Origin of the sequence: Alcaligenes sp. 1735tsa3, from assembly GCF_024134565.1 — a bacterium.
GTDB classification, from domain to species: Bacteria; Pseudomonadota; Gammaproteobacteria; order Burkholderiales; family Burkholderiaceae_B; genus Alcaligenes; species Alcaligenes phenolicus.
This window is the reverse complement of sequence record NZ_CP099862.1, coordinates 3,820,569-3,835,368: the sequence shown is the minus strand read 5'-3', so window position 1 is coordinate 3,835,368 and position 14,800 is coordinate 3,820,569. Positions and strand designations below refer to the sequence as shown.

Genomic DNA, 14,800 nt, shown 5'->3' with positions numbered 1-14,800 from the left:
CGTCAGGCTTTGGGTTTCACGTTCATCTGACCGGACATTTCCATGTGCAAGGCGTGGCAGAACCACTGGCAGTAGTACCAATGCACACCGGGGCGCGAAGCCGTGAAGGTGACCGAGCTGGTTTGCTGCGGACCAATTTCCATGGCCACGCCGTAGCCGGACAAGGTAAAGCCGTGGGTCAAGTCCTCGATCATCTCCATATTGGTGACGACGACAGTGACCTCATCGCCCTGGTTGACCTCAAAGCTGGGCACGGAGAACACGGGTGCCACGGCGGTCATGTAGACCCGCACCTTGTTGCCATCCCGAATGACTTTGGACGCACCCTCCAGGGTGACGCCGTCTTTTTCAGCCATTTTCCGTGCGCCGTCCCACCATGGGTCGTCACGAGTCCAGACGCGCTTGGGGCGCACTTTGTCAGCAGCAACCAGCAGCATGTCGTGTGGTTCGGCAAAGCTTGGGCCATCGTGAACCAGCTTCATGACGTCGCCCGAAATGTCGATCAGTTGATCGTTTTCTGGTTTGAGCGGGCCTACGTTCAGGAAACGGTCTTTGGAGAACTTGTTCAGCGAGACCAGCCATTTACCATCGGCCTCTTTGGTCTCGCCCATGGTGGTGTGGTTGTGGCCGGGCTGGTAGTGCACGTCCAGTTTCTGGATGATGGGGTCTACGTCCTTGCCCTGGTAAGCCTCAATGGCTTTGGCCATATTCCACTTCACGATCTGGCTGTCGATAAACAGCGTGGTGTAGGCATTGCCGCGGCCGTCATAGGCCGTGTGCAGTGGGCCAAGACCCAGTTGAGGCTCTGCCACTACGCAGTCGCGCGGTTTGATTTTGTCGGCGAATAAGTCGTCCAGGCGGCGCACGTCAATCATGGTGACGGTGGGCGAGAGCTTGCCGTTAAACACCACGTGGATGCCATCGGGGCTGGCATTGCAACCGTGCGGGGAGTTGGGCACAGGAATGTAGCGGGTATAGCGCGAACCTTTGCGGCCATCCAGCACTTTGACGCCCTGCATCTCTTTGAAGTCGCCTTTCTTGACGCCGTCTTCAATGGCCTTCAAGTTGAACACCACGGCCCAGTCCTGCTCGTTGGCGCTCATCTCGCCGACGTCCAGCCCCTTTTCGGAGTTGTAGCAGGTGGAGAAGGCGTACTTGCCCTGGTAGTCGGCGTCGCAGTTGTCCAGGTTGCCATCCACGATCACCTGCCAGGCGATTTCCATGGTGTCGCCATCAATGGCGGTAAAGACAGAGAAGTAGTTCTCTTTGGGGTTGCCGAAGATGGTGCCGTTATTGGGCAGGGGAACGATGTGTTCGCCGTTGCAGAACACATAGCCGGTGCGGGGGTAACGTTGGGGGCGCAGGCCGTGGATGCCGTCGGCATTGGGGATCTCGATGATCTTGTCGCACTTCATGACATCGCAACGCACGCGAGCCACGCGGTTATTGGCCTTGTCGTTGATGTAGATGAAGCGCCCGTCGTAAGTCCCGTCGGTAAAGGACATATGGGGGTGGTGAGCATCGCCGTTAGGCAGGATGCCGCCCAAGGAGTCAGCAAAGGCCAGGGTTTCAGGCGTCAGGTTGGCGCGCATGATCTGGCGGCTTTCGTTGGTAATCCCCCAGCCGGTGGCACTGCAAATATTGAAGATCGGGATGCGCATCAGCTCGCGCATGGAGGGTAGACCCATGATGCGGATCTCGCCGGACTGACCGCCGGAGTTGAAGGCGTAGTACTGGTCCAGCTCGCCCGGCTCGATATGGGCGTTTTGCCCGTCCGGTGCTTTTTTCGTATCGGCCAGGGCATTGCCAATATGGGTGGCGCTGACGACTGCGGCACCTGACAAGGCGGCGGTGCCCAGAAAGGCGCGGCGACTCAAGCCGTGTTTATCCTGTGTGTTCTCGGACATGGTGTGATCTTCCTTTTGTGTGATGACGTGACCGACTTGGCGCTGGGGCGCGCCCAGCCGTCTCACGGCGTGGCTGGCGTGGAATCGGTACTGTCTACGCTGCGTGGACGCACGGTAGGGCGGGCAGCAGCATCGTCTTGCAGCGAGCTGGCAACGGCGACGGGGGCCGGTTTATCTCGCTTGCGCTTGGCGATCTTTTGAATCAGGTGCGGGCATTTTTTCTCGTGGTGATACAGCATCTGGCAGTTCAGGCACTGGATGCACTCGTTGGGGTTGATCGGGCCTTCTGGCTCGATGGCTTGGACGGGGCAGTCGGTTGCACAGCGCTGACAGGGGTTGCCACACATGGGGTAGCGACGCAGCCAGTCAAAGATGCGCAAGCGGGCGGGAATGGCCAGGGCAGCGCCCAAGGCACAGAGGTAGCGGCAGTAAAAGCGCTCGATGAACAGGCTGGCAATCAGCAGCAACACGGCAAAGATGGTGAAGGGCCAGTCGCGGATGAATTTCAGGATGATGGCGGTCTTGAAGGGTTCGACTTCGGCCATCTTTTCTGCCACGGCCATGTCGTACAGGGCAAAGCCAAACAGCAGAATGAAGATCACGTACTTGATGGACACCAGGCGCTTATGGGCGCTATAGGCCACCTTGATTTGCGGAATGCGCAGGAAGCGGGCCAGCTTGTTGGCCAGCTCTTGCAGCGCCCCAAAGGGACAGAGCCAGCCACAGAAGGCACCCCGGTTCCAGAAGATCAGGGAAATGGCGGTGGCGATCCACAGAATGAAGACCAGCGGATCCATCAGGAAGTATTCCCAGCGGAAATCGGTGCGCAAGGCGTGCGAGAAGGTCAGCACGTTCACCACGGACAACTGAGCCGAGGCGTACCAACCGATCCAGACCAGGGAGAACAGCAGAAAGCCGATGCGAAAGCGTTGGTAAAAGACTTCGTGCTTGGTCAGCGTGTCCTGGAAGAAAAAGACTCCACCCAAGGTCAGCAAGGACAGCAGCAGTACGGCAATCTGTATTTTTTTGCCCGCCCAGATTTGCTTGTACAAAGGCTCGCTTGCGGCTTCCGGATCATCGTGCTCTGCGGCATCAGGGGCCGCTGCAACGGCTGCTGGAGGGGGCGCGGTCAAATAGGAATCAGGAAGCTGGTAATTCAGATTCAGCGTGACAAAGGCTTTGTCCTTGACGCTCAGCACACGCTGGACCAGCAGTTGGAGCCGCCAGGGCTGGACCGGATCAAAGGTAGCAGTAGCCGGAATTTTGAACAGGGCGGCTTCTTTGAAGTCAGGGGCATTGGCAGCTTTCACGCCGGGCAGACGCTGGTGGTCCAGATCGGTGAAGTGAAAGCTGTCCAGATCCTGGACGATCTCGATACGGTCAAAAATCCCGCCGCGTACATAGCCTGACCCTTTGAAGGAGTACAACCCGTTCCCGACGACCAGCATGGCTTGCTGACCGGGTTTCAGTTCTTGCTGCAGGTATGTGTAGTCAGATTCGCCCAGCAAGCTTTTTCCAATGCTGGGCACGCTGACCAGGGCGGCGTACAGATCAATAAAAGTGTCTTGTGGGTCGCCTTCCTGCGGATGGGCGGCGGCTTCCGTGCGACCACTGTCGATGAAAGCCTGGTTGATGTCGGCCACACTGACGTGCAGGCGTTGGATAGCACCGCTTTGGAGCAATTCATCCCAGCTTGCAATGGTTTGATTGCTGCTGTCTATGCTGCGTTTGACTGCCGCCGGTGCTGTGGCGGGGGCGGCAGGCTGGCCTATGCCTTCTTGCCGGGCCACCAGTTGGGAAGAGCGCATGATGCTGTCACCGACCACCATCAAGGTAACGGTGGCGCCACTGATAATGTCGACAGGTGGTGGTGCGCCGGGTTTGGGACGGTTCTTGATGTAATTCTGGCCCACATAGCCTTGAATGAAGGCTTCTACCCGCGATTCGGGGATGCCGATCAAGACAATGGGTTCATGGTGTTCCAGCAGCTTGGCAGCGACGATGCTGCCATCCATGCTCATGGCGACCAGGGTGTCGATGGGGAAGCTGGAGTAACCACGGGTGTTGACGATGTCGGTCGTCACATACACATACCCTAGCTGTTCCTGATCCTTAAAGACCTTGGCAACAGGCAAGGTGCCTGCGGGCTCGCTGGTGTGGGTGGCGGTGGGAAAGATCTCGTTAAGGGCAATGTCCGGCAAGAAATGGGCAATGCGTGAACTGGAGTGTGCCGGAGGACTGCTCAGACAGGCTGCCAGTACCAAAAGCAGGAGCCAGATAATACGGAACTGAACATGCCGGGCAACGCGATTGAGGGACGTCATTTCTTACCACCTGCAACAAGATTCTTGCGAGATGGTAGGGGTTACCCTTTGTTTACTCTTTGTGTCAGAGCAAGGACAGATTCTGACAAGAGTGGATGTGGGTCGGCGTCAGTCTGTCCTTGATCTGTGAGGAATGATGGCAGGCTGTGCTGGCCGGGCTTTAGATGAGGTTCAGTCTTGTTGACGCAAATAATTCAGGACCGCGTCGGCATCACCCTGAAAAATGATCCGTTCCGCTTTTTGTTCGCGTTGATAGGCGTACATGGGGTCGTAGTATTGCGTCAGCAAACCACCGATCCAGTCCCGGTGACCCTCCAGCGCGCCGCTGCGCTCCTGCTCCTGCAAGGCCTCGTCCATGATGGTGGCTAGTTGCTGGTAGCGTTGATGGCCCAGGCGCTTGGTAATGCGGGCCAGGCTTTGACGCAGTTGTTCGGCAAAGAGCGCAAAGCCTGTTTGCGGCTCGTATTGGGCTGTGTATTCCGCGTGCAGGTTCTGGACGTAATCGCGCACGATGCGCGTAATGCGGTTTTCCAGGCTATCTTCCAGCCAGATGATGGACCACTGCTGCATCCCCCGGTACAGGCCCAGTGGTAGGCTGCAACGGCCTATGGTTTGGCTTTCATCTTCCAGGACGAAGCGCTGGTGCCCTTGGGCCGTTTTTTTGAGCATGGCGATCGATAGCCTGTGCTCGAAGTCGATCTGGCTGGGTTGGCTGGTGGCGTGTTTGCCAAAGCTGGAACCACGATGATGTGCGTAGCCTTCCAGGTCCAGACTGTTATCAAGCTGCTGCAGGACATCGGTTTTGCCAGTACCCGTCATGCCGCCCAGAACCTGAAAACGGGCGTTGCCGACGGTTTGTTCCAGATTATTCAGCAAAAAGCCCCGCATAGCCTTGTAGCCGCCCACTACGCGGGGATAGGGAATGCCTGCCTCTTCGCGCAGCCAGGTTTGTGTGATCTGGCTGCGCAGGCCACCTCGAAAGCAATACAGGTAGCCGTCGGGATGGTCTTGCGTAAATTGTGCCCAGGCCTGCAGGCGAGCTTGCTTGAGCTGGCCACTGACCAGCTTGTTACCCAAGGCAATGGCGGCATCCTGGCCATGTTGCTTGTAGCAGATCCCCACCAGGTGACGCTCCTCGTCGTTCATCAGTGGCAGGTTCAATGCGCCGGGAAAGGCGCCTTTACTGAATTCGATGGGAGCGCGAGCGTCCATCAAAGGCACATCGTTCAGGAACAGCTCGCGGTAGTGGTGGGTATCAGGACGCATCAAGCGATTTCGACGGCGTGGGTTTTGGCGGGGATGAATTCCCCGATGGCTTCCAGGGTCAGGCCAAGTTCTTGTGCTGTTGCCAGAAACTCGGCAGTGGCAGCAGGCTCTACGGCGATCAGCAAACCGCCGCTGGTTTGTGGGTCGCACAGAATGTTGATCTGATCCTGGCTGATAGGAGCGATGCGATGGCCGTAGCTGTCGAAGTTGCGTTGCGTGCCGCCGGGCACACAGCCTTCTTGCAGGTAGTATTCAATGCCGGGCAACAGGGGCACACGGTCCAGATTCAGACGGGCGGTCAGGCCGCTGCCATCTGCCATTTCGATCAGGTGGCCCAGCAGACCAAAGCCAGTCACATCGGTCATGGCTTTAACACCGGGCAGTTGTGCAAAGCGGCTGCCGGGCTTGTTGAGCGTGCACATCCAGTCGCGGGCCAGGTTTTGATCTTCAGGACGAAGCTTGGCTTTTTTCTCGGCCGTGGTCAGCACGCCAATACCCAAAGGCTTGGTCAGATAGAGCTGGCAGCCTTCGGTTGCGGTGTCGTTGCGTTTTAACTGGCCTTTATCAACTACGCCAGTTACAGCCAGACCAAAAATAGGCTCGGGGGCATCAATGGAGTGACCACCGGCCAGGGTGATGCCAGCGGCATCGCAAGCCGCACGCCCACCACGCACGACCTCGCGGGCAACTTCAGGGGACAGGACATTGATGGGCCAGCCCAAAATGGCGATGGCCATGATCGGTTTACCACCCATGGCGTAGATATCGCTGATGGCGTTGGTCGCAGCAATGCGCCCAAAGTCATACGGATCGTCCACGATGGGCATGAAAAAGTCGGTGGTCGAAACGACGCCTGTTTCCTCATTCAAACCGTACACAGCCGCATCATCACGTGATGTATTGCCTACCCACAGGTTCGGGTCCACGTTCTGGGCTCCGCTTCCCGCCAGGATAATGTCCAATACTTTGGGGGAAATCTTGCAGCCGCAACCGGCTCCATGACTGTATTGGGTCAGACGAATGGGAGTATCCATGAGCGCGTACCAAGAAAGAGGTTGAAGATGAAATGATACTAAATTGCCCCTATGCCTTGCAGGCTTTTGCTAGGGAAAGGGCAGAGGCCTAACACGCTGGGGCAACTGCTCAGCGGCCACCCACTGTGCAAATTGCTCGCCCAGTCGCTGGCTTTGTTCGACGGAGTTTTGCCAGGCAATACGCCGGTCTGCGTCGGGCAGACGCTTGTAGTCGGAACGATCGGGGATTTTGCGGTCTTTTAGACGCCGATAGAAACGTTCGGTCGGGCACAGCAAAATCAGATCGTCCAGGCTGTGACGGCGGCGAGCCTTTTGCCAACGGGGCAGGTATTTGTCGAACCAGCTGGCGCTGATCTTTTGAGTGAAATGCGGAAACAAGGTCAAGCCTGGGCTATCCAGATCCAGAGCGCAGAAGTTGTAGTCGACTAGGCCTCCATCCCGGTATAGACCGGCAGGCCAGTTATGGGCGGCATTCACACCGTCAATCACGAGTGGAATAGCGGTGCTGGCGGCCAGGGTCTCGAACAAATTGTGCTGATCCAGTGCGGCGTAGAGAGCCAGGTCTTGATGTCTGCCGTGAATGGGCAGGGGGCTACGAGTGTCGTGCACGATGACCCGCTCAAAGAACCAGTGCGGGATAGCAGGGTGCACATAATTGCCGACCATGCAGCTGAGCAGGGCTGCGCCAAGCTGTTTGGGATTGCGGGAACCCGCCCAGCCCTTGCTGCGTGCCACGGTAATGGCGAAGCGATAGCGTGGATGGTTCAGAATCGCAGCCTGTGAGTCGGCGTCCCCCAGCAAGGTTTTCAGCATGGTCTGGGTCGACCGGGTAATGTCCGCTACCGTGGATTTGGGCAGAAAGGGGCTGTGTATATAAAGCTGCGCAAAGTCCGCAAAGGCTTTGTGCGGATCGCTCTGGGCCGCACAGGCAAAGCGCCAGGAAGCGATGGAACTGCCAAATAGCCATAGCGGCTCATCATGTGTGTTGAGCCAGTCGCCAAACAAATACTGATCCAGCCCGGTTAGCGCCAAAGCCTTGGGCCCACCCGCGCTGCCAATCAGCGTGCTGATGTCCTTGGCATGCAAACCATTGCTTTGAATATGACGATAAGCACGAGGCCCGGCGTAGATCGCGAGATCAGACTCGGTGGACGACAAGATCAGCTCCCGAATGTGGTGATTCTGTAGCCAGAAAGCTGGCTAACCAGGCTTTAGTCTAGCGCTGTTGGAGTGAGGTCGGGAGGGCTCTCTTGGATTGAGGTGGGATAAGATACCGCCCGTGCTGCTCCAGGCGGGGCAGCACGGGCGGGCATAGCGATCAAGCATCCGGACTCCTGCTGGAGTCCGAAGTAAAGCGTGGAGTATTAGAAGCTGGCAGTCAACGTTGCGTAGTATTGGCGACCAGGTTCGTTATAGGTGTTGGCACCTTGGCCGCTACCCGAGTCTTCACGGTACAAGCGCTTGTCGAACAGGTTGTTGACGCCCAGACGGATATTGGTGGACTTGGTCACCTGGTAAGCGCCGCTCAAACCGAAGATGGCATACGAGCCACGTTCACGCAGACCATCGCCTTTCACTTCCGAGTTGTTGGACAGGTTGTGCGAGCGTGGCTTTTGCTTGCCATACAGCGTGGCGGTAGCCAGCATGGACAGTCTGTCGTTCACGCGCCAATCCAGTGTGCTGTTCAATGTGTAGCGTGGAATGACGGTCAACGGCTGATTGGTTTCCTTGGACTTGTTGGTGATCATGTAAGTCAGGTTGTTGCTCAGGCTCAGTGTTTCGCCGTTCTCGCCCAGGATCGGGATAGTCAGGTTGCCTTCCAGACCGCGGATCACGGCCTTGCCGGAGTTGACCCACTGGAATGGGCGGACCAGGGAGCCGCCAATGTACACCGCATCTGGAATGGTCTGGTCGCCCATATCGGCCACAATCTTGTTGCTGTAGTCGTTCTGGAAGTAAGTCAGACCTGCTGCCCAGCCTGCGTTGTCGTAGGCCAGACCGATTTCCTTGTTGATACTGCGTTCGGGCGACAGATTGTCGTTACCGAAGATGTAGCAAGGACCGCTTACGCGTTGACCAGTTACCGGGTCGTACGGGCAACCGTTGCCGCGTGTCTGATACAGGTAGTTGGGGTTGGATTGATACAGGTTAGGTGCTTTGAAAGCGCGGGCGATACCGCCTTTCAGAGTGATGCTGTCGGTGATGAAGTAGGAGGCGTTCAGGCTGGGGCTCCAGTTGTCACCGAACTTGCTGTGATGGTCGAACCGCACTCCTGGTGTCACGGTCAAGGCGTCGGTCAGCTCGATATTGCCTTCCACATAGGCGGCTGTTGTACGGGCCTTGCTTTTGGAATCCGTGTTTTTGTTGATGGTTTGGCCAGAGCGAGTGGCGTAGTCATCATCCAGGCTTTGATCGCGGTGCTCGAACCCGACCGTCATCAAGACGTGCTTGCTAGCGATCTGCAGGGGTGTGTTGTATTCGCCTGAGATGTTCAGGGAACGCAGCTCGGAAACCGAGCCAGCACCGGGGTTGGAGATGCTGCCCTCAACGGCACCGGCCAGGCCCTCATTCAAACGTGAGTTGGTCGTGCCTTCATATGCAAAGGTCAGGCGGGAGCGGCGGCCCTGGCCGTAGTCACCATAGTGGCTGAGCGAGCCGGCGCGACGATACATGATGTTCGTTTCAGCCCCATCTTCGGCAAGTGATGCAATGGTTTGCGTGCTGCGGCTAAACAGACGCTCTCCTGAGTAGATATTGCCTTGGCGGCTGAATGAGCCTTCCAGCTCCAGACGGTGGTCCCGGTTGATATCCAGGCGCAGCAAGCCGTTAACGTCTTTATTGCGTACCCCCTCGCGGCCCGCTGGTGGCACGGTGGTTTCGTTCACCTCCATGCCGGAAGCCTGGGCGTTCAACGCGGGTTTGTCGGCATCTGTCTTGGCGATATTGCCGTAGACGCGGAAAGACAGCTTGTCGGCAATGGGACCGGACAAGTTAAAGCCGGTACGGCGTGTCGAGCCGTAGTCGCTGTCCTCAGGAATCAGACCGTAGGCGGTTACCGAGCCGGAGAAGGTATCGGTAGGCGCTTTTGTGATGATGTTCACGACACCACCGGCAGCACCAGAGCCATAGCGAGCAGCAGCCGGGCCACGCAGCACTTCAATGCGTTCGATGGCGTTGACGGGCACCCAGTTGCTGTCACCACGGGTATTACGTTCACCGTCGCGCCCCATGCGAATGGAGTCGCGCGAGCTAACAGGTTTGCCGTCAATCAGGATCAGGGTGTTTTCAGGGCCCATGCCGCGCAAGTCGATCTGGCGGCTATTGCCGTAGGAACCGGATGGGCTGTTACCGGTCAGGTTCACGCCGGGCATGGTGCGGATCAGTTCGGACAGGTCGTTGGCGGGAGGGCGTTTTTCAATATCCTTGGCAGTAATTGTGGACACGCCAGGAGCCTGTTTGACGGCTTCTTCTGCCGAAGGCAAGACACGAATTTCTTCCAGCGAGGTGACCCCACCACGGACGTTGGAAGTTTGTGCCTGAGCATTGAAACTGGCTGCCAAAGCCGTGGCGAGCAGGCCCAATGCAAAGATCGGGCGGCGAGCCGGAGGCGCCAATAAATTCATAATCACTTTCCTAGTAAACGATAAACAGAATGAGAATTGTTCGCGATCAGGATTGTGTTTAAAAATGTGACGGCTGTCGAGAAAGCTGACGGATTTGTGGTGTGTAAAACACGGTCAAAGCAAAGGGGAATTATTTTTCTGAATTGACACTTAGCTTCCTGCCAAGAAAACATGGGTGTTTTTTGGCATTTCCATGTCCTGGTCGGTGTGGTCCCCAGACAGCGCGTTTTGAGGCTGTTGCTTGATAAAAGATCACACGCATTTAAAGGAATTCTTGTGACAAGTACTCTAAACCTCTCCAAGCCCACTTTGATCGCCCGCGCCCAGGAGCAGATGCAGGCTCAGTTTCAGGTTCCGAAACGTAGTGTTAGAGAAAAGCTGGCTCTGACCTGTCGCATCCTGTTTGATGGTGGTCATGATTCGGGCTTGGCGGGGCAGATTACGGCGCGGGGCGAGCAGGAAGGTACGTATTTCACCCAGCAGTTAGGGCTAGGGTTTGATGAAATCAGCGTGTCCAATATCTTGCTGGTGGATGAAGATCTGACGGTTCTTGAAGGACAGGGCATGCCTAACCCCGCGAATCGCTTTCACTCCTGGGTGTATCGGGCTCGGCCAGATGTGAATTGCATCATCCATACCCATCCCTTGCATGTGGCGTCTTTATCCATGTTGGGTGTGCCTTTGGAGGTATCTCATATGGATAACTGCACGTTGTACGAGGATTGTGCTTTTTTGAAGGACTGGCCTGGTGTGCCTGTCGGCAATGAAGAAGGGCAGATCATTTCCCAGGCATTGGGTAATAAGCGTGCGATTTTGCTGGCGCATCACGGCATGTTGATTGCGGCCAATTCCATTGAGGAGGCCTGTGTGCTGGCCTTGCAGTTCGAGCGTGCGGCGCGGATGCAGTTGCTGGCCATGTCGGCCGGAAAGATCAAACCCATATTGCCGGAGTTGGGGCGCGAGGCACACGACTGGATTGTGCGCCCTCGCCGGTCCGAGATCGGGTTTGAATATTACGTGCGCAAGGCGTTGAAGCATCATGTCGATGCGCTCGAGTAAAAAGATGGGGGCTGTTTGGGGGCGAGTCAGCTTGGAGCAGTGCTTTGGCCCAAAGGTCGGTGGCGGAAAGCAGCAGGAGTCGAACCTACCTGGGAACGTCTGACGCCCCCAACCGGGTTTGAAGCCCGGCCGTGCCACCGGGCACGGATGCTTTCCTTCAAGAGGCCCTATCATACGTTAGGGCCGATGACGCTTCAACGATCAGGGCCTTGCCTGCTCTGGTTCCCGCATGAAGCTCGGGGCTCAGTCCGCCGCTGCCCAGGCTTCACCTCGTAATACATGGCGATCACGCACACGTCGTGTATAGCCGACGCGATCAAAGAACTCCAGAATCTGAATGGCCCGTTTGCGGCCCAGTCCCGTTGCGTCTCGGAACTGCGCGGCGCTGACGCCTTGGCCGCTGTGCAGCTCCTTGACGATATTGGCTAGCACCGCGATCTGGCGGCGGTGATAGAACAGATCATGCACGATCTGAAACAGTTCCCCCTGGCGTACCAGTCGGCGCAGTACGTTGCGGGTCTGGTCTTCCGGGGCTTCGGTTTCTTTGGCCAGATCGCGTGTCCATGGAGGGTCGAAGCGGCCTGCCTCGATCAGGGGCAGCAGGGCGGTGGCTAAAGCTTGGTCTTCGGCGCTCAGAGTGACGCGGTGGCCTGGTGTATGCAGCCAGGCTCCTTGTCGGGCCAGGCGCTGTTCTACCAGCAGATATTCGGTCAGGAGCTGCCAGATTGCGTCGGGCATGGTTGGGGCGGCCATGCGTCGCAAGCGGCTGTTGGACAGGCCAGGCTCGTCCGGATTGCGCTCGTGAAACTGCAGCATCACGCTTTCTATGTGCTGACACAGCGCTTCCAGGCGCGCATCGCTCAACAAGATAGGCTGACTTTGTGGGCGAGATCCGGTGTGCCAGCGGGCATTGGCGGGGGCGCTCAAGCCTTGTTGAGATCCTCCTGACAGACGCAGCAGCGTTGCTTCGTCCAGACCGTAAGGCGCTTGGGCCAGCAGGCCCTCCAACGGTCCGCCGCGTGTCCATTGCGCCAAGGCGTCCAGCCAGGCCAGACGTGTCGTAGAGCGTCGTTTGCGGTCCGGCGCATTCGGGTCCAGCACAATCCCGCCGCCGACCGTTTCGCTGGCCTGGGCATTGCGCAAAATAAAGCGCTCGCCCGTCATGGTGCAGATCGGGCGGTCAAAGACCAACTGGACCTTGCCGGTCTGGCCGGGCTGCAAGGACTCGCCATCCAAAGGCACGGCATGGGCCGTCAGGTGGGCAGCCCCCATGTGGACATGCCAGGGCGACCAGGTACGTAGGGCGGGAATATCTTTGTCCAGCAGGCTCAACTCCACGTCGATACGTGTGGAGGGGATGAAGCAGCGGGCGTCGGCCAGCCAGTCGCCACGCTCGATATCCTGTACATCAATTCCGCCCAGGTTCAGGGCACAACGCTGGCCGGCACGGGCCTGGCGTGATGCCTGATTCTGGGCGTGAATGCTGCGCACTCGTACGGGTGTACCGCGTGGCATCAGGCGCAAGTCCATTGCCGGGCCATCCAGATCCAGCACGCCATCGTGCACTGTGCCGGTCACGACGGTGCCGTGACCTTGCAAGGTGAAGACGCGGTCAATGGCCAGGCGGAAATAGCCTTTGCCATCCTGTTTGGTGGATTGCATGGCCTGTGCATGCAGATGCTGGCGCAGTGCTTCCAGGCCGGGTTTGTCAGCGGACAGGGCATCAACAACGAAGATGGGGGCATTGTCCAGAAAGCTTCCTTGGACAAGTGCTTGCAGCTCGGCTTTGACGAATTCAATTCTGGCAGCATCAGCGCGATCCGCCTTGCTCAGGACGATGGCTCCCGCCTGCAAACCCAGCAATTGCAGTACGGCCAGATGCTCGCGGGTTTGTGGCATGACGCCGTCATCTGCGGCCACGATCAGCAAGCCAAAATCAATACCGGTCGCACCTGCGACCATGGTGTGCACCAGACGTTCGTGACCGGGCACATCAATAAAGCCTAGGATCTGTCCGTCGGGCAAAGGTGTATAGGCATAGCCCAACTGGATGGAGATGCCGCGCTTTTTTTCCTCGTCCAGACGATCGGTATCCACGCCGGTCAAGGCGCGGATCAAGGTGGTTTTGCCGTGATCGATATGTCCTGCGGTGCCAACAATCATGCTTGCTCGGGAATCAGTTGTGCGCTGAAGGCGGCCTCAAAGGGATCTTCCAGGCAGCGCAAATCCAGCCAAAAGGCATCTTGCGCAATGCGCCCGATGACGGGCTGGGGCAAAGTGCGCAGGCGTTTTTCCAGTTGAGTCAGATGGCGGCCCGGACGGCCTGTGCCTTGGTAGGCAAAGCGCAGTCCAAAGCTGGGCAGTACGTCTTCGGGCAACGCACCGCTGCCGATCTGGCTTAGCATGGCAGTGGGTTCGACTGCAAATTGTGTCCCCACCCATTGCTGCAAGACAGGGGCCAAACGTAGTGCTTGGGCACGCATTTCAGCCGAAGGTCGAGTCAGCAGACGCAAGGTGGTCAGGTGCTCGGGCAGGCGCTCTGGCGAACGGTACAAGGCCAGCACAGGTTCCAGTGCGGCCAAGGTGATTTTGCCCACGCGCAGAGCACGTTTGAGCGGGTTTTTCTTGATCTTGGCGATCAGGTCTGCACGGCCTACGATCAGACCGGCCTGGGGGCCACCCAGCAGCTTGTCTCCGCTGAAGGTCACGATATCGGCACCGGCTTCGATGGTCTCGCGCACGGTGGGTTCAGGCGGCAGGCCCCATTGGCTCAGGTCCACCAAGGTGCCGCTGCCCAGATCCACGCTGGTGGGCAGGCCGTGTTTTTTGGCTATCTGTGCAACTTCTTCGACTGAAACGCTTTTGGTGAAGCCTTTGACGGCGTAGTTGCTGCAATGCACCTTCATCAACATGGCGCTGCGTTCGTTGATGGCGCTCTCGTAATCAGCTGCGTGGGTACGGTTGGTCGTGCCTACCTCATGCAGACGAGCACCGGCACGCTTCATGATGTCGGGAATACGAAAGGCCCCGCCAATTTCAACCAGCTCGCCGCGTGACACCACGGTCTCACGGCGGGGGCTCAGGGTGCTGAGCATCAGCAGCACGGCGGCGGCATTATTGTTGACGACTGTAGCCGCTTCAGCGCCGGTCAGTTCGCAGAGTAAGGGGTTGATCAGGTCATCGCGGTCGCCTCGGCCACCGGTTTCCAGATCAAATTCCAGATTGGCGGGCGAGCGCATGGCCTGGACAACAGCCTGTATGGCTTCATCCGGCAGCATCGCACGCCCAAGATTGGTGTGCAGTACGGTGCCGGTCAGGTTAAAGACCGGGCGTAGCTGCAAGCGGGATTCTTCCTGCAGTTGTGCTTGCAGTGCTTTGGCAAGCTGAGCGGGCTCCAGGTCCTGAGGGCTTAGTGCTCCCTTCAACACGGCCTCCCGCAGTGCCTGCAAATGGGCACGAGTGCGTTGACTCAGGCGTGTGTGACCGAACTGGTTTAGCAAGGGCTGGAACTCTGGCGAGCGCAGCAAGCGATCCAGGGAAGGGATGTGGGCGGGGGAGAGTTCAGGCGTAGGGCTCATCATTCAAAG

General features: G+C 57.9%; 9 protein-coding genes and 1 tRNA gene. 1 reads left to right on the top strand and 9 read right to left on the bottom strand.

Annotated elements, in window-relative coordinates:
- Positions 1-2: 2 nt before the first annotated feature.
- The 6 genes from nosZ to NIZ92_RS17655 all read right to left on the bottom strand — a co-directional run bounded on the left by nosZ (position 3) and on the right by NIZ92_RS17655 (position 10,154).
- Positions 3-1,907 (bottom strand): TAT-dependent nitrous-oxide reductase, encoded by a 1,905-nt coding sequence (gene nosZ / locus NIZ92_RS17680; RefSeq protein ID WP_021447219.1) that lies wholly within the window; start codon positions 1,905-1,907, stop codon positions 3-5.
- Positions 1,908-1,969: 62 nt separating this feature from the next.
- Positions 1,970-4,231, bottom strand: coding sequence for a NosR/NirI family protein (locus NIZ92_RS17675; RefSeq protein ID WP_254002365.1), 2,262 nt, complete (start codon positions 4,229-4,231; stop codon positions 1,970-1,972).
- A gap of 171 nt (positions 4,232-4,402) precedes the next feature.
- Complete coding sequence (mnmH, locus tag NIZ92_RS17670; protein ID WP_254002364.1) at positions 4,403-5,497, bottom strand: tRNA 2-selenouridine(34) synthase MnmH; 1,095 nt, start codon at positions 5,495-5,497, stop codon at positions 4,403-4,405.
- On the bottom strand, positions 5,497-6,531 hold the full coding sequence (gene selD / locus NIZ92_RS17665) for a selenide, water dikinase SelD (RefSeq protein WP_035270166.1): 1,035 nt from the start codon (positions 6,529-6,531) through the stop codon (positions 5,497-5,499). The genes mnmH and selD overlap by 1 nt, the downstream gene beginning before the upstream one ends.
- A 69-nt stretch (positions 6,532-6,600) precedes the next feature.
- A complete protein-coding gene (locus tag NIZ92_RS17660; protein WP_254002363.1) occupies positions 6,601-7,689 on the bottom strand; it encodes a hypothetical protein in 1,089 nt (362 codons plus the stop codon).
- Positions 7,690-7,895: 206 nt separating this feature from the next.
- Positions 7,896-10,154: a FepA family TonB-dependent siderophore receptor gene (locus NIZ92_RS17655; protein ID WP_254002362.1), complete on the bottom strand. Its 2,259-nt coding sequence runs from the start codon at positions 10,152-10,154 to the stop codon at positions 7,896-7,898.
- A 276-nt stretch (positions 10,155-10,430) separates the two neighbouring features.
- Here NIZ92_RS17655 and NIZ92_RS17650 point away from each other — a divergent pair, with 276 nt between their 5' ends.
- A complete protein-coding gene (locus NIZ92_RS17650; protein ID WP_254002361.1) occupies positions 10,431-11,213 on the top strand; it encodes an aldolase in 783 nt (260 codons plus the stop codon).
- Between the two features lie 60 nt (positions 11,214-11,273).
- Here NIZ92_RS17650 and NIZ92_RS17645 read toward each other — a convergent pair.
- The 3 genes from NIZ92_RS17645 to selA all read right to left on the bottom strand — a co-directional run bounded on the left by NIZ92_RS17645 (position 11,274) and on the right by selA (position 14,791).
- Positions 11,274-11,369: transfer RNA gene (locus NIZ92_RS17645), tRNA-Sec, on the bottom strand.
- Between the two features lie 87 nt (positions 11,370-11,456).
- On the bottom strand, positions 11,457-13,376 hold the full coding sequence (selB, locus tag NIZ92_RS17640; RefSeq protein ID WP_254002360.1) for a selenocysteine-specific translation elongation factor: 1,920 nt from the start codon (positions 13,374-13,376) through the stop codon (positions 11,457-11,459).
- Positions 13,373-14,791 carry an L-seryl-tRNA(Sec) selenium transferase gene (selA, locus tag NIZ92_RS17635; RefSeq protein WP_254003227.1) on the bottom strand — a complete coding sequence of 473 codons (1,419 nt, stop codon included), beginning with the start codon at positions 14,789-14,791 and terminating at the stop codon, positions 13,373-13,375. Before selA ends, selB begins: the two co-directional genes overlap by 4 nt.
- Positions 14,792-14,800 lie beyond the last annotated feature (9 nt).